Raw genomic sequence first — 15,215 nt, forward strand, 5'->3', positions numbered from 1 at the left:
TGTCGTGATGCGCCGGCATTGCCGCGGCACCCCATACCGTCGGCTCAATTCTCGGTGGCCTCGTGACAGGAGCCGATGTCTTCGTGCTCTCGTAATGCGCCGGTGTAGTCGCCGTCTTCGGCGTCTCGTGATGGACCGACGCCGTAGACGCAGTCGGTGCTTTCGCCACCTCGACCCGCGGAGGCGCGATAGGAGGAGATGAAGTTTTTTCGGTCTGGTGATGCGCCGGCGTGGTCGTAGCCGCTGCCGACTCGGCCTTCTCGCTTTGAGTTGGCGCGACTGGCGTCGCTGACGCTTTCGCCGGTTCGCTGTGCTGCGGCTGCGACGATTTTACATTCGGCGTTTCTGCGGAAACGTCCGGGCGCCGTGTCGTCACGGGCGCTGATGTTTTCTCCGTCTCCTGATGTGCTGGCGGCGGCGCCGCGGGCGGCATCACGTGTAGCGGTTGCGTCTTATCTGGGTTGTGACTGTTCGGTGTGGGCGCAGGGGCGACAGCCGGCGCGTTCAGCAAATCCATCTGCGCCGCAGACGACTTCGAGCCCGGAGCAGCCTTGTCCGACGCAGGAGCAGGCCCGGGCGCCGACGGCGCAGCCGGCATCGCAGCCACGGGCTGCGTTTTGTCGGGGTTGTGCGCTTTTTCTGGGTCTGTCACGAATGTAACCGTCTACACCTTGCCGAACCGCTCACCCTGGCCGATCCACCGCCGCAGCAGCGGCGCAATGTTGGCCTCATTTTCCTCGAGCATCAATTCCGCCACTTCCTGAATTTTCGGCAGCAGTTCGGCGTCCCGCACCAGATCCGCGACTCGCATCTGCATCAGGCCGGTCTGCTTGGTGCCGAGCAGCTCGCCGGGCCCGCGAAGCTCCAGGTCCCGGCGCGAGATCTCGAACCCATCGTTGGTGGCCCGCATGACAGACAATCGCTCACGCGCCACCTCGCTGAGCGGCGTTCTATACAGCAACACGCAAGTGCTCTCGGCCGCGCCGCGGCCGACGCGGCCGCGAAGCTGGTGGAGCTGGGCGAGGCCCATGCGCTCGGCATTTTCGATCACCATCAAACTCGCGTTCGGCACGTCCACGCCCACTTCGATGACCGTGGTCGCGACCAGCAAATCGATCGCGCCCTCCTTGAACCGCGTCATCACCGCATCTTTCTCTTTGGGCGACATCCGCCCATGGACCAGCCCGACCTTCAACTCCTGCAAGGCTTCAGCCAGTGCCGACGCCGTTTCTTCCGCCGCCTGCGCTTCGAGTTGATCGGACTCTTCGACCAGCGGGCACACCCAATACGCCTGCCTTTTCTGTTTGCACGCGTCCCGAATCCGAAGCACGACTTCGTCACGGCGATTTTCCGGCAGCGCCACCGTCTTCACCGGCGTGCGACCGGGCGGCAGCTCGTCGATCACCGATACATCGAGGTCGGCATAAGCGGTCATCGCCAAGGTTCGCGGAATCGGCGTCGCCGTCATGATCAGCTGATGCGGATAGCGCCCCGCAGCCAGACCTTTTTCACGAAGTAATAATCGTTGGTGGACGCCAAACCGATGCTGCTCGTCGACGATCACCAGGCCCAGCCGCCGAAATTCCACTTCCTGTTGAAACAAGGCATGCGTACCGATCGCAATCTTGGCCTCGCCCGATGCGAGATCCGCGAGCGAACGAGTGCGCGCCGCCGCCGTCCGCTTGCCCGTAATCAGCGCTGGATACAACTCGAGAGGAGCCAGCCAGTTGGTGAAATTCCGCGCATGTTGCTCGGCGAGCAATTCGGTCGGCGCCATCACCGCGACTTGAAAGCCCGATTCCACCGCCCGCAACGCCGCCAGCGCCGCGACCAGCGTTTTCCCGCAGCCCACGTCGCCCTGAACGAGACGAAGCATCGGGCTCGACTGCGAGAGATCCCGCTCGATGTCACGCCACGCCCGCGTCTGCGCGCCGGTGGGTTTGAATGGCAGTGTTTGCAGGAAACGATCGATCAGCGGCTCGTTCACCGTGAACTGCCAGCCCGGATCGCGCTGAATCTCACGTCGCAACAGACGCAGACTCAACTGATGAGCGAGCAGCTCTTCGAACGCGAGCCGGCGCTGCATCGGATGCTGACCGGCTGCGAGCAATTCCAAATCCGCATCCGGTGGCGGACGATGAACATACTGAAGCGCATCACGCAGGGGTGGCAGTTGCAGCTGAGCTAGCACCGCCGGCGGAATCCAATCCTGCACGACTCGATTGGCGAACTCGCGCAAGGCCATCGCCGTGAGCTGTCGCAAACGTCCCTGCTGCACGCCTTCGGTCAGCGGGTAAATTGGCGTGAGCACTTCCTCATTCGCCGCCGGCATGTCGCTCGCGACACGCTTATATTCCGGATGCACGATCTCCAGCCCGCTCGGGCCGCGACGAATCTCGCCATAGCATCGCAGTCGCGTGCCGCGACTCATTTGCTCGTGCTGAGAGTTGCTGAAATGGAAGAAGCGCAACGTCAGCCAGCCCGAGCCATCGCCTATCCGACACAACAGCTGCCGACGCCCGCGGAAGGCAATCTCCGCGAGCTGCACTTCACCTTCGACGACGGCCCGATCGCCGTGGCGCAATGAACCGATAGGAATGACCTGCGTACGGTCTTCGTACCGCAACGGCAACAGGAACAGCAGATCCTGAATGGTGGTGATGCCCAGCTTCGCCAACTTGCCAGCCAGCGCATCGCCGACACCACGCAGCGACGTGACCGGACGGATCTCCGGCGATTCGGCGGCCGCGGGCTTGGCAGCTCCGGGCCGCGGTCGGCTAATTGGGGGCGAAGGGTTCATCCATGACAAGTGTACGGCACGGCGGCCGCGATCAATCCAGCTCGACGATGCAATCGATCTCGACGTTCGCGTTCTTCGGCAACGCCGACACCTGCACCGTCACGCGCGAGGGGTAAGGCTCGCTGAAGTATTCGGCCATGATCTTGTTCAACGTCGGGAAGATGCCGAAGTCGAGAATGAACACAGTGGCGCGAGTGACCTGAGAGAAGTTACCGCCGGCCGCAGTGACGATGGCCTTGAGATTGTCGAACACGCGGCGGATCTCGACTTCGATCGAGCTCTGCTGCATCTCGCCGGTGGCGGGATCGAGGGCGATCTGGCCGGACACGTAGACGGTCTTGCCGACCTTCACGGCCTGGGAATAAGTGCCGATGGCCTTGGGAGCATTCGGAGTGGAAATGACTTCGCGCGCCATGATGATCCAACCGTTGGTGACGAGGAGCGCGGATTTTGCGCGCGTTCGTGCGCAATGACCACCCGGGTCTCCCGCGGGATTCGCCCGGCCGCGCTCCTTGAGTCGCGCAGCCTTTGGGTCAGGCGATCACGCGCGTGACGCGCAACACTTCCGGCATCTTGCGCAGATTCTTGATCGCGTGCGCCAGGTGCTTCCGGTCGCGGACCTGCAGATCGAAGATCAGGGTCGAAGCATCGCCGTCACGCTCGTCGACCGCGACGTGCTCGATGTTGGTCTCCGTGGTGGCGATATTCGACGCGATGGCCGCGAGCACGCCCATGCGATTCGCCACGTCGATGCGCACTTCGACGTTGAAAAGACGATCCACATTCGGCTGCCACGTGACCGTGAGCCACTTGTCCGGCTGCTTGCGATAGTTGCGCAGGTTGCCGCACGCCTCGCGATGGATGACGACCCCGCGGCCGCTCGACAGATACGCCATGATCGGATCGTTCGGAATCGGGAAGCAGCAGCGCGCATAGCTCACGACCATGCCTTCGGTGCCCGCGATCGCGAGCGGTTCGGCTTGCGTGGTGGGCTCCGGGGGCTGGCTGCCGTCCGCGGGCAGCAGGCGGCGCGCGACAAGCGCGGCGAGGCGTTCGCCGAGGCCGATCTTCTCGAACAGTTCGTCCGGTGTTTTCAGATTGAGCTCCGCGGCCACGGCCTGCAGACGCTCTTCCGGAATCTTCTTCAGCACCAGCGACAGATCCTGCAGCGCCTGACTCAGCATGCGCTTGCCCAGTTCGATCGCCTCGCCCTGTTTCAGTCCCTTCAGGTAGTGACGAATGGCGGCGCGCGCCTTCGCCGTGACAACGAAGTTCACCCATGCCGGATTCGGCGTCGCGCCCTTCGCCGTGATGATCTCCACCGTCTGACCGTTACGCAGCGGCGTACGCAATGGTACGAGCCTGCGATCGACCTTCGCGGCCACGCAGTGATTACCGATATCCGTGTGCACCGAATATGCAAAGTCCACGGCAGTTGCGTTGCGCGGCAAGCGACGGATTTCACCGCGCGGCGTGAACACGTAAACCTTGTCCGGGAACAGGTCGAGCTTGACGCTCTCCATGAATTCCTCGGCGGAGTTGCCGCTGTGGGGCATCTCCATCAAGTGCTGCAGCCACTCGCTTGCGCGATCGCGATACGCGCGACCTGCGTCGTTGGAGTCTTCGCCGGTCTTGTATTGCCAATGCGCGGCGATTCCCGACTCGGCGATGCGATGCATGTCCTCGGTGCGGATTTGCACTTCGATGGGCATGCCGTTCGGACCGAACAGCGTCGTGTGCAGCGACTGGTAGCCGTTGATGCGCGGAATCGCGATGTAGTCCTTGAAGCGTCCCGGCATCGGGCGATATAGCCCGTGCACGAGGCCGAGCACGCGATAGCACGTGTCGATCGTGTCCACGACGATGCGGAATCCGAACATGTCGACGATGGACGTGAGCGGCGCGCGCTTACGACGCATCTTTTGATAGATGCTGTAGAGATGTTTTTCGCGGCCCTCGACGCGGCCTTTCACCTGCGCTTTTTCGAGCGCGTTGCGCAGGTTGTCCGCGATCTTGCCGACGAACTGCTTCTGGTTGCCGCGCGCTTTTTTCAGCGCCTTTTCGATGATGCGATAACGGCCCGGATACAGCGCCTTGAAGCCCAGCTCCTCGAGCTCGGACTTCACCGTGTGAATGCCGAGGCGATTCGCGATAGGCGCGTAAATCTCTAGCGTCTCGCGCGCGACGGTGCGCCGTTTCGCCGGTGGCACCGAGCCGAGCGTTCGCATGTTGTGCGTGCGGTCCGCGAGCTTGACCATGATCACGCGAATGTCGCGGACCATGGCGAGCAGCATCTTGCGGAAGCTCTCGGCCTGCGCTTCTGCCCGCGAGCGGAACTGGATGTGATCGAGCTTCGAGACACCGTCGACGAGCTCCGCGACATCGGCGCCGAAGCGCTCCGCGATGTCGTCCTTGGCCGTCGGCGTGTCCTCGATTACGTCGTGCAGGATCGCGGCGACGATGGTCGGCGCGTCCATGTGCAGATCGGCGAGGATGTGAGCAACAGCGACCGGATGCGCGATGTAAGGCTCACCGCTCAGGCGCTTCTGGCCCTCGTGGGCCTCGGCGCCGAATTCGTAAGCATCGCGGATCCGGTCGACCTGGGCGGGTGGCAGGTAGGTCTCCAGCTTATTGAGCAGCTGGTTGACCCCTATCGAGCGTCTTCCGGTAGGTAACAGGTTGAGAATGGAAGACGCGTAGTCCATAAGCTGAAGCTGGGGACTTTAAAGCGCGACTCAATCTCCGAGGCCGAGGTGAGGAGCACGCAGCTCGCCGGACATACCGGGGATCTCGGGCTCCTGCATCAGCTCGGGTTGCGGACGCTCGGCTTCCTCGAGGATCTCGGGGCCGATGTGCCCGGCGGCGATTTCGCGCAGAGCGACCACCGTCGGCTTGTCGTTTTCCCACTCCACCGTCGCCTCGGCGCCGTTGGCCAGCTTGCGGGCGCGCTTGGCGGCCACCAGCACCAGCTGGAACAGGTTGGGGATGTTGTGGAGGGAGTCTTCAACCGTGATACGGGCCATGAATACCTCGAACAAAGCGAAATCGGGGGATTGGCTGGGCAGTATACCTGAGGAAGTGCCGCAGCCAGTCACTTCAGGTACCATACCGCGCCCCGCCGGCCGGGGTACCTCAGGTTTTCTGGCAATACTGCGCCGGTAATAAGCGGAGAGAGTGGGTTATGACGTTTCGATTGGGCCCGGTGACGGTCTTCGGTCTGGGCTTGCTGGCCGCTACGTTCATGTCGACCGCGAGCGCTGCGGATGCCGCCAAGGGCAAGATTCTGGCTTACACCTGCCATGGCTGCCACGGCGTGCCGGACTACAAGAACGCCTACCCCAACTACCGCGTGCCCAAGCTGGGCGGCCAGAACGAGGGCTATATCGTCAGTGCGCTGAACGCCTACGCCAATGGCGAGCGTCCGCACCCGACCATGCACGCGCAGGCCGCGACCCTGACTCCGGAAGAGCGCGCTGACATCGCCGCCTTCCTGCATGCCGACGGCGGCATGCAGGCCAAGGAAGTCGTCGGTACGCCGCCGCCGGCCACTCAGACCTGCGTGGCCTGCCATGGCGCCGACGGCGCCAAGACCGTCGCGCCGGATTATCCGAAGCTCGCCGGCCAGCCCGCCGATTACATCGTGCACGCGCTCAAGGATTACAAGAGCGGCAAGCGCAAGAACCCGATCATGGCCGGCATCATCAGCGGCGTGGACGAGAAGGACTTCGAAGCCCTCGCGGAATTCTTCTCGCGTCAGCAGGCGCTGTGCACCACCGACCAGGTCCAGAAGCACGGCAAGTGCGCGACCGAGTAATCGGCGCACCCGTCTCGAATCGTTAGCGCAAGCGCGCGGGAGCAGTCTGCAGTGGAGAGCTTTCGCGCGTTTCGCATTCATCAGGAAGGCGGCAAGATCGTCTCGCGTTTCGAGACGATTCCACTCGACGCGCTCAATGCCGGCGAGGTGGTGGTCAAAGTCCGCTACTCCACCATCAACTACAAGGATGCGCTCGCCGCGACCGGCGCCGGCAAGATCCTGCGGCGTTATCCACTGGTCGGCGGCATCGATCTGTCAGGCGAGGTGGTGTCGAGCGCCGATCCGCAATTTCAGCCCGGCCAGAAAGTTTTGGTCACCGGCAGCGGCCTGTCCGAGACGCACGACGGCGGTTACGCCGAATACGCGCGCTTGAAGAGCGATGCAGTCGTGCCGATTCCCGCGGGGCTCGATGAATTCCAAGCCATGGCCATCGGCACCGCCGGTTACACCGCTGCGCTCGCCGTGCATCGCATGGAACAGAACGGGCAACAGCCGGACGCAGGCGAGATCGTCGTCACGGGCGCGACTGGCGGCGTCGGCAGCATCGCCATCGACATACTGGCCTCGCGCGGTTACCGCGTCGTCGCCGTGACTGGCAAGAAATCCTCCGCCGAATATCTGCAGCGCCTCGGCGCTACGCGCGTGCTGCTGCGAGATGAGATCAACACTGGCTCGCGTCCGATGGAAGAAGCGCAATTCGCCGGCGCCATCGACAACGTCGGCGGCGAGCTGCTCACCTGGCTGACGCGAACGGTTGGCTTCTTCGGCAACATCGCCAGCATCGGGCTGGCCGCGAGCCCGGAGCTGAAGACCACGGTGATGCCGTTCATTTTGCGCGGCGTGAGTCTCTTAGGCGTGAACTCTGTATACACACCGCGCGCGTTGCGCCTCGCAGTGTGGCAACGGCTCGCCAACGATCTGAAACCGCGACATCTGGACAGCATCGTCACGCGCACGCTCGCGTTCGAGCAGCTGCCGTCGGCGTTCGACGATTATTTGAAGGCGGGTGTCACTGGCCGCACCGTCGTGCGCATCGCGGGTTGAGCCCTACTCATGTCCGATCAGACTCTCATTGCCGGTGCGGCTCAACTGGGTATCGAGCTAAGCGAGCCGCAGGCCGCGCAGCTGATTCGCCTGCTGGACGAGCTGGACGACTGGAATCAGCGCATGAATCTCACGGCGATCCGCGAGCGTAGCGCTCAGATCACCAAGCATCTGCTGGATAGCCTGTCGGTGCAGCCCTTTCTGCACGGAGATCGAGTGCTCGACGTGGGCACCGGCGCGGGTTTTCCCGGCTTGCCGCTGGCGATCGTCAATCCGACGCGGCATTTCACGCTGCTGGACTCGACCGCCAAGAAACTCAAGTTCATAGATCATGTCGCCGGGTTGCTGGAGTTGCCCAACGTGCAAACGGTGCATACTCGCGCGGAAAATTTCCGCCCGGCGCAGCGATTCGATATCGTGCTGTCGCGAGCGGTCGGTCCGGTAGAGCAATTCGTCAAATGGGCCGGTCATTTATGTGTCGGTGGCGGGCGACTGCTGGCGATGAAGGGGCGCGACCCCGCGGGCGAGCTCGAAAAGCTGCCCAGTGGCTGGAAACTCGCGGCGGTCCATCGACTTAACGTGCCCGCTCTGGACGAAGAGCGGCATCTTGTGGAAATCTGCCGCAGCCACGACCGGCTTGACGCCGTCTGAAGTGGCCCTCGCCCGCTCGATAATGCTTAATTGAGTTTGCAGATTCAGCGTTGCGCCGATTGCCCGACTCACTAACGGACTGGTCCCATTCATTAATTCCATGCATCGCATTCTCGCCATCACCAACCAGAAAGGCGGCGTCGGCAAGACCACGACGAGCGTCAATCTGGCTGCCTCGCTGGCGGCGACCAAGCGGCGCGTGCTGCTGATCGACATCGATCCGCAGGGCAACGCGACCATGGGTTGCGGCATCGACAAGCGCACCGTGGAGCGATCAACCACGGACGTGCTGCTCGGTGACAGTGACGCGGCCACGGCGCTTCGCGGCGTTGATTACGCGGATTTCAAAGTGATGCCCGCGAACCAGGACCTCGTGGCCGCGGACGTCGAGATGATGGGCAAGCCGGGATGCGAGTCGCGCCTGCGGGATGCGCTGCAGCCGGTGCTCGAACAATTCGACATAGTGCTGATCGATTGCCCGCCGGCGTTGAATATGCTGACAGTGAACGCGCTGGTGGCCGCCGAAGGCGTGCTGATCCCGATGCAATGTGAGTATTACGCGCTCGAGGGGTTAACGGCGTTGATCAACACGATCGAACAGATCAAGGCCGGGCCCAACCCGAAGCTGGAGATCGGCGGCATCCTGCGCACCATGTTCGACCCGCGCAACAATCTCGCCAACGAAGTCTCGGCGCAGTTGATCGAGCACTTCGGCGACAAGGTGTTCCGCTCCATCATTCCGCGCAACGTGCGGCTGGCGGAGGCCCCGAGCTTCGGCAAGCCGGCGTTGCATTACGATAAAGAATCGCGCGGCGCGCTCGCTTACCTGGCGCTGGCCGGGGAAATGATTCGCCGGGAGGAAGAAACATTCAACATGGCGCCTCCCGCCGCCGATGCGGTCGCGTCATAAGTTGATCGATCAGGGCTGAGCCGGGACATGACCCCACAATGAACCCATGACAACCATGGCGAATAAACGACCCTCTCTTAGCCGGGGGCTGGGCGCGCTGCTCGGCCAGCCTGCCGCGGCCGCTTCTCCCGCCGCCGCTGCCGTGGTGACGGCTTTGCGCCCGGCCGACGAAGAGTTGCGCAAGCTGCCCGTGGACTTGTTACAGCGGGGCAAATATCAGCCCCGCATCGATCTGCGTCAGGAAACATTGCAGGAGCTGGCGGACTCGATCAAAGCGCAGGGCGTGGTGCAGCCCATCGTCGTGCGTCCGATCGGCGGCGAGCCCGGCGAGAACGGTCAAGCCGAGCAGCGTTACGAGATCATCGCCGGCGAGCGTCGCTGGCGCGCGGCCCAAATCGCCGGGCTGCATGAGATTCCCGCAGTCATTCGCCGGGTGCCCGATGAAGCCGCCATCGCGATGGCGCTCATCGAAAACATTCAGCGCGAGAATCTCAATCCGCTGGAAGAAGCGCGCGCCCTGCAGCGCTTGATAACAGAATTCGAGATGACGCATGCCACGGCCGCGGAAGCAGTGGGCCGTTCGCGTGCTGCCGTCTCCAACTTGTTGCGCTTGCTCGATCTGGGCGAAGACGCGAGCCGGCTGGTCGAGCATCGCGAGCTCGACATGGGCCACGCGCGCGCCTTGCTCGGCATCGAGAACAAACGTCAGCAGGCGGAAGTCGCGGCGCAGGTCGCGCAACAGAAATTGTCGGTGCGTGACACCGAGGCGCTGGTGAAGCGGCTCGCGTCACAACCATCGGCGGGCTCGCAGCAGGCCGCGCCTCGTGTCGACCCCAACATCCGCAAGCTGGAAGCGGAGTTGAGCGAAAAACTCGGAGCCAAGGTGCAGTTCCAGCACGCTTCGTCCGGCAAGGGCAAGCTGGTGATCAGTTATCATACGCTGGAAGAGCTCGACGGCATCCTCGAGCACATCCGTTAAACCGGCGTCGACAACCGTCACGCCACGCCCATCAGCAATACCAGGTAAGGTTCATGATTCGGCGCTCCAGGGAAGTTTTCACACGGGAGGTCCGTTCAAAATGCGAACGGCTCCAGTGCTGATTGGCCGAGCGCTGCGCACTGCGATTGATTCGACTCCGTGTGCGTTGCTGCTGACTCTGCTCGCACTATTTCATTGCTCCGCGCACGCCGCGCTAGTCATCGACGGACACATCGACGAAGCGGAGTGGCAGGACGCCATCAGCTGCGATGACTGGCGGCGCACGTTGCCATTCGCGCGCGATCAGCCCCGCTATGGCAACGAGCTGCACATCCTGTCCACGGAGGGCGGGCTGGCGGCGGCGTTCATCATCGATCAGCCGCCCAGCGAACGTCGTATCAAACCCCGCACGCCGCGCGATTCGGAACGTTTGATCGGCGACACCGTCTCGCTGATGGTCGACTTCGACGCCAACGCGCAGATCGGTTACGAATTCACCGTCGGCCTGGGCGGCGGCATTCGCGACGGGCTCATCACCAACCAGAACAAATTCGACCGCGACTGGGACGCCGCCTGGCAACACGCCGTCCACGAGACCGAGCAGCAATGGTTCGTCGAGCTGTTCATTCCCTGGTCGAGCATCAGCATGCGCGAGTCTGGCGAGGAGAAGCGAACGATCGCCGTGTACGGCACGCGTTATCTGTTCGAGCGCGGCGAGCGTTACGCTTGCCCGGGCATCACCAGCGACGCGGCAGTGTTTCTTTCCGACTTCCGTCGCATGCAGATCTCACGGCACGCCGCTGCCGCCAGTTTCGACTTCGTTCCGTACGGCACGGCGATTTCCGATTTCGTGGACGAGCACACGCGCTTCAAAGCCGGCGCCGACATCAACTGGAAGGCGTCGCCGAATCTGTGGCTGTCGGCCACCTTGAATCCCGACTTCGGCCAGGTGGAGAGCGACGAGCTGGTGGTGGATTTCTCGGCCATCGAGGTCGTGTTCACCGACAAGCGGCCGTTCTTCACCGAGAACCAGGGCATTTTCGATCTGCGCACGCCGACCAACGGGCAGCTCGTTTACACGCGGCGCATCGGCTCGGCGGTGGACGATGGCAGCGCGGCGTCTTCCGATATCGACGCGGCATTGAAACTCACCGGCACGGCGGGCTCGTTCGTGTATGGCGGTTTCGTCGCGCAGGAAGACGATTATGAGAACGGCGCAGGACGCTTGTTCGCAGCCACTCGCGTGGCGCTGCCCATGGAGCGCGCTCGCGTGGGCTACTTGGGAACCTGGACCGACCGTCCGTTTCTGGATCGCGACGCCCTGGTGAATGCCGTCGACTACGAGCTCTCGCCGAGCGCCGACTGGCGCATCAGCGGCCAGGTCATTCGTTCCGATATCGGCACAAGCGGCCTGAACCTCATGATGAGCGACGACGAATCCCGTGGGACGTCGCCCGCGCGATACGAGATCGATACGCATGGTTACGAGTCCTGGCTGCAGGCGGATTTCAATCGCAGCTCGCCGCTGATGCATACGTTGAAACTGCTGTACATCGACGACGACTTCGACCTGAACGACCTCGGCTACATGGAGCGCAACGCGCTCAAGCAGGTCGAGTGGGAAACGAATCATCGTGTCGCCAGTACCGGCGGCCGACGCGTCAACGGCGAAACGCGGCGCCTTTACACGTTTTATCGTGAGAACACCGACGGTCAGCGTTTGCAATCGCGCTTCTCGCTGTCGCGCGATGTGAGTTATGCGAGCGCGTGGACGGCGTTCCAGGAGTTGCGCTACGTCACCAGCGGCGTGGACGATTTGATCTCTCGCGGCAACGGCCCGGTGCGCATCGAGGATCGTCTCTCCGCGTACATGGACGTCACCACGCCGCGTTATGGCGACTGGCAATTCACATTGGGCTCGTACGTCTTCCAGCAGGGCGTCGAGCAATACTCCGGCTGGCTGCAGTTCGTGGCGGCCTGGTATCCCACCGAAAAGTTGACCTTCCGGCTGGATCTGTTGCCGCAGTACTCCTCCGACTGGCTGCTGTGGCAGGAGGGAAACCTCTTCGGCTCGTTCCGCGCCGAGCGGCTCGATTACGACTTCCGGCTAGACTGGATTCCCGCGCCGCGCCACGAGCTGCGCGTCAAATGGCAATGGATCGGCATCGACGCGGAACTGCGGCGCGCATATCGGACCGATGTGGCGGGCAACCTGTTACCGGTCAGCGATCCGGTCGCGCCGTTCACGGTCAACAATCTCGGTCTGCAGATCCGTTACCGCTACGAGATGGGACCGATGTCGGAGCTGTTTCTGGTGTACGCGCGTGGCGGCTACCATTTCATCGACGATGACGAGCGCGGCGTGAACGAGCTGTTCCGCCATATGACCGATGTGCGGGACGCGGATCAGTTCCTGATCAAGTTTCGATATAAGTTGTAAAACTGCCATGTCGCCCAGCGTGTCGCCCCTGCCATGTCATCAAGAGTGGCCGGGGTGACCGCCAAAGCTAAGGTCAAGTGACAAATTGTCCCACCGCGCGGCATCACCACAGCCCGAATAGTCATAAGTCACGATCACTCCGGTCCGATCTTCCTTGTAGCACTGCAAAACGCTGCGTATAATTCGCCGCCGTTTCCGGCCGGGCGGTAATCCAATACGTGCCATACACGTCATTAACGTGACTGCGCGCCGCGGCAAGCTCCTGGCGTTGAAATTCGCCTCGATACAGATGGCAAGCACGGGTCTGGCAGCGCTCGTGTTTCTGGTGTCCAGCGGCATGAACGCGGCTCGCTCGGCGCTCGTGGGCGGGTTGATCATCGCGTTGGGGACTCTCGTGTTCGCCTGGCGGTTATTCGCCACGGACTGGCCAGCGGCCAGCGCGGCGCGGGGGTTCTACGCGGGCGAATTGTTGAAGTGGATTTGGGTGGTCGGCGCATTTGCGCTGGCATTGACTCGCGGCGGCATGGAACCGCTGCCCTTGCTGATCGGTCTGGTGGCCAGTCAGTGCGGGTTCTGGGTCGCGATGGGAATCTTCAAGTAAGTCACAGTTTTTTTAGGTGAGGTGGGGTTGATGGCTGAGCATGGTGGTCCGGCGACCATGACCGATTACATCAAGCACCATCTCCATCATTTGGAGAAGCCTGTCGGCGAGGGCAGCTTCTGGGTGCTGCATCTCGACAGCATCTTTTTCAAGCTGCTGTGCGCGGCCGTCTTCCTGTACCTGTTCCTGCGCGTCGCGCGTCGCGCGACCCCGGGCGTGCCCGGCAAATTCCAGTGCTTCATCGAGATGATCGTCGAGTTCGTCGACACCTCGGTGAAAGAGACCTTCCACGGCCGCAGCAAGCTGATCGCGCCGCTGGCGATCACGATTTTCTGCCTCGTGTTCCTGATGAACTTCCTGGACATGATCCCGGTGGACTGGCTGCCGGCGGCTGGCGCGGCGGTGGGCGTTCCTTACCTGCGCGTGGTGCCGACGGCCGACCTCAACACCACCCTGGCGATGTCGCTGACCGTGTTCCTGCTGATTCAGTACTTCGGCGTGAAGCACAAAGGCATCGGCACCTTCTTCGGTGAGATGCTCACCGCGCCGTTCCACGCCCCGAATGTGGTGGGCAAGATCCTGCTGGCTCCGGCCAACCTGCTGTTGCGCCTGATCGAAGAAGCGGTGCGCCCGATTTCGCTGGCGCTGCGTCTGTTCGGCAACATGTACGCCGGCGAGCTGATTTTCATCCTGATCGCCTGCATGACGCTCGGCGCGAGCCTGTCCAGCGGCCTCACTTACGTGATGGCCCCGCTGCAGTTCGTGGCCGGTTTCGTCTGGACCGCGTTCCACGTTCTGATCATCACGCTGCAAGCATTCATCTTCATGATGCTGACCATCGTGTACCTGAGCATGGCCGCCGAGCACCACTGATTCAGTTCGATTGTTCGATTACTAACTAGCTGTTTTTCTGCACGCACCGGAGATTCAAATGGAGAACATCACTCAGATTGCCGACGTCATGAGCTTCACCGTGATTGCCGCGGGTCTGCTCATCGGCCTCGGCGCGCTCGGCACCGCGATCGGCTTCGCGTTGCTCGGCGGCAAGTTCCTGGAAGGCTCGGCCCGCCAGCCGGAGCTGACCGGCATGCTGCAGACCAAGATGTTCATCGTCGCCGGCTTGCTGGACGCGATTCCCATCATCGGCGTCGCCATCGCCCTGCTGCTGATCTTCGCGAATCCGTTCATCGGTCAGCTCGGCGGCTAATCCAAGCCGTTAGGTTCGATCGTCGCCAGGCGGCACGGGAATGGTCCCAGAGCCGCCGCTAGTGAATCGGAGTAAGCATGGATCCCACCATAACTATCGTCGTCCAAGGCTTCGCGTTCTTCGCGGTGGCCTGGCTGGTCATGAAGTTCGGCTGGCCGAACATCATCGCGGCGATCGAGGATCGGCAAAAGAAGATTGCCGAGGGTCTCGCGGCTGCCGAGAAGGGCGAAAAGAGCCTGGCGGAAGCCAAGAACTCGGCCAACGACATCATCAAGGAAGCGCACGCGCGCGCCGCGAAGATCGTCGAGCAGGCCAATCGCCGCTCGGCCGAAATGGCGGAAGAAGCGCGTGGCGTGGCCTCGGCGGAAGCCGAGCGCCTGGTGGCCACCGCTCGCCAGGAAGCCGCGCTCGAGTCCGGCCGTGCTCGCGAGCAGCTGCGTAAAGAGGCCGCCGGTCTGGCGGTGCTCGGCGCGAGCAAGCTGCTGAATCGCGAGATCGACCCCAAGGCGCACGCCGACTTGCTCGACAAGCTGGCGCTGGAGATCGAGCGCGGCTGACGCGCACGATCTTTATCACTGGAGCACTCATGGCCGAAAAAGCCACCATCGCCCGCCCGTACGCCAAGGCTGCGTTCGAATCGGCGCGTCAACACAACGCGTTCGAGCGTTGGTCCACGGTGCTGGCAACCGCCTCGTCGGTGGTGCAGGACGAGCGCGTTGCCCGACTGCTGTCGAGCCCGCGGGTCAAGCCGGAGCAGTTGACCGGCTTG

The 15,215-nt window shown here is 62.8% G+C and carries 15 protein-coding genes; 11 read left to right on the forward strand and 4 right to left on the reverse strand.

Annotated features, from left to right (window positions below; all coding sequences use genetic code 11):
• Positions 1–664: 664 nt before the first annotated feature.
• From recG to rpoZ, 4 genes are all read right to left on the reverse strand, one after another.
• Entirely contained in the window at positions 665–2,800 is a 2,136-nt protein-coding gene (recG, locus tag VGD45_RS19385; protein WP_331156993.1) for an ATP-dependent DNA helicase RecG, read from the reverse strand.
• Between the two features lie 31 nt (positions 2,801–2,831).
• Positions 2,832–3,215, reverse strand: coding sequence for a Rid family detoxifying hydrolase (locus tag VGD45_RS19390; RefSeq protein ID WP_203166108.1), 384 nt, complete (start codon positions 3,213–3,215; stop codon positions 2,832–2,834).
• A 118-nt stretch (positions 3,216–3,333) separates the two neighbouring features.
• Entirely contained in the window at positions 3,334–5,505 is a 2,172-nt protein-coding gene (gene spoT / locus VGD45_RS19395; RefSeq protein ID WP_331156994.1) for a bifunctional GTP diphosphokinase/guanosine-3',5'-bis pyrophosphate 3'-pyrophosphohydrolase, read from the reverse strand.
• A gap of 30 nt (positions 5,506–5,535) precedes the next feature.
• Positions 5,536–5,823, reverse strand: a complete 288-nt coding sequence (gene rpoZ, locus VGD45_RS19400; protein WP_331156995.1) for a DNA-directed RNA polymerase subunit omega — start codon at positions 5,821–5,823, stop codon at positions 5,536–5,538.
• Between the two features lie 158 nt (positions 5,824–5,981).
• On the opposite strand from rpoZ, the gene VGD45_RS19405 reads away from it, so the two are divergent.
• The 11 genes from VGD45_RS19405 to VGD45_RS19455 all read left to right on the forward strand — a co-directional run.
• On the forward strand, positions 5,982–6,614 hold the full coding sequence (locus VGD45_RS19405; RefSeq protein WP_331156996.1) for a c-type cytochrome: 633 nt from the start codon (positions 5,982–5,984) through the stop codon (positions 6,612–6,614).
• Positions 6,615–6,665: 51 nt separating this feature from the next.
• A complete protein-coding gene (locus VGD45_RS19410; RefSeq protein WP_331156997.1) occupies positions 6,666–7,658 on the forward strand; it encodes an oxidoreductase in 993 nt (330 codons plus the stop codon).
• A gap of 9 nt (positions 7,659–7,667) precedes the next feature.
• Positions 7,668–8,309, forward strand: coding sequence for a 16S rRNA (guanine(527)-N(7))-methyltransferase RsmG (rsmG, locus tag VGD45_RS19415; protein ID WP_331156998.1), 642 nt, complete (start codon positions 7,668–7,670; stop codon positions 8,307–8,309).
• 100 nt (positions 8,310–8,409) lie between these two features.
• Entirely contained in the window at positions 8,410–9,219 is an 810-nt protein-coding gene (locus VGD45_RS19420) for a ParA family protein (RefSeq protein ID WP_331156999.1), read from the forward strand.
• Between the two features lie 55 nt (positions 9,220–9,274).
• On the forward strand, positions 9,275–10,198 hold the full coding sequence (locus VGD45_RS19425; RefSeq protein ID WP_331157000.1) for a ParB/RepB/Spo0J family partition protein: 924 nt from the start codon (positions 9,275–9,277) through the stop codon (positions 10,196–10,198).
• A gap of 100 nt (positions 10,199–10,298) precedes the next feature.
• Complete coding sequence (locus VGD45_RS19430) at positions 10,299–12,638, forward strand: DUF5916 domain-containing protein (RefSeq protein WP_331157001.1); 2,340 nt, start codon at positions 10,299–10,301, stop codon at positions 12,636–12,638.
• Positions 12,639–12,876: 238 nt separating this feature from the next.
• The gene (locus VGD45_RS19435; protein WP_331157002.1) at positions 12,877–13,239 is read left to right on the forward strand and encodes an ATP synthase subunit I; all 363 of its coding nucleotides are present in this window, start codon (positions 12,877–12,879) and stop codon (positions 13,237–13,239) included.
• Between the two features lie 30 nt (positions 13,240–13,269).
• Complete coding sequence (atpB, locus tag VGD45_RS19440; RefSeq protein WP_331157003.1) at positions 13,270–14,112, forward strand: F0F1 ATP synthase subunit A; 843 nt, start codon at positions 13,270–13,272, stop codon at positions 14,110–14,112.
• A gap of 58 nt (positions 14,113–14,170) precedes the next feature.
• A complete protein-coding gene (gene atpE / locus VGD45_RS19445; RefSeq protein WP_116808431.1) occupies positions 14,171–14,446 on the forward strand; it encodes a F0F1 ATP synthase subunit C in 276 nt (91 codons plus the stop codon).
• Between the two features lie 77 nt (positions 14,447–14,523).
• On the forward strand, positions 14,524–15,003 hold the full coding sequence (locus VGD45_RS19450) for a F0F1 ATP synthase subunit B (RefSeq protein WP_331157004.1): 480 nt from the start codon (positions 14,524–14,526) through the stop codon (positions 15,001–15,003).
• 29 nt (positions 15,004–15,032) lie between these two features.
• The coding region (locus VGD45_RS19455) for a F0F1 ATP synthase subunit delta (RefSeq protein WP_331157005.1) at positions 15,033–15,215 on the forward strand (183 nt) is incomplete at its 3' end.

The organism is Steroidobacter sp., from assembly GCF_036402275.1.
Lineage (GTDB): Bacteria > Pseudomonadota > Gammaproteobacteria > Steroidobacterales > Steroidobacteraceae > Steroidobacter.

Excerpts from the sequence above, each read along its gene's own strand:
- VGD45_RS19450 (WP_331157004.1), top strand. The coding sequence starts at position 14,524 with ATGGATCCCACCATAACTATCGTCGTCCAAGGCTTCGCGTTCTTCGCG.
- VGD45_RS19430 (WP_331157001.1), top strand. The coding sequence starts at position 10,299 with ATGCGAACGGCTCCAGTGCTGATTGGCCGAGCGCTGCGCACTGCGATT.
- atpE (WP_116808431.1), top strand. The coding sequence starts at position 14,171 with ATGGAGAACATCACTCAGATTGCCGACGTCATGAGCTTCACCGTGATT.
- VGD45_RS19390 (WP_203166108.1), bottom strand. The coding sequence starts at position 3,215 with ATGGCGCGCGAAGTCATTTCCACTCCGAATGCTCCCAAGGCCATCGGC.
- VGD45_RS19405 (WP_331156996.1), top strand. The coding sequence starts at position 5,982 with ATGACGTTTCGATTGGGCCCGGTGACGGTCTTCGGTCTGGGCTTGCTG.
- spoT (WP_331156994.1), bottom strand. The coding sequence starts at position 5,505 with ATGGACTACGCGTCTTCCATTCTCAACCTGTTACCTACCGGAAGACGC.
- atpB (WP_331157003.1), top strand. The coding sequence starts at position 13,270 with ATGGCTGAGCATGGTGGTCCGGCGACCATGACCGATTACATCAAGCAC.
- rpoZ (WP_331156995.1), bottom strand. The coding sequence starts at position 5,823 with ATGGCCCGTATCACGGTTGAAGACTCCCTCCACAACATCCCCAACCTG.
- VGD45_RS19420 (WP_331156999.1), top strand. The coding sequence starts at position 8,410 with ATGCATCGCATTCTCGCCATCACCAACCAGAAAGGCGGCGTCGGCAAG.
- rsmG (WP_331156998.1), top strand. The coding sequence starts at position 7,668 with ATGTCCGATCAGACTCTCATTGCCGGTGCGGCTCAACTGGGTATCGAG.
- VGD45_RS19425 (WP_331157000.1), top strand. The coding sequence starts at position 9,275 with ATGGCGAATAAACGACCCTCTCTTAGCCGGGGGCTGGGCGCGCTGCTC.
- recG (WP_331156993.1), bottom strand. The coding sequence starts at position 2,800 with ATGAACCCTTCGCCCCCAATTAGCCGACCGCGGCCCGGAGCTGCCAAG.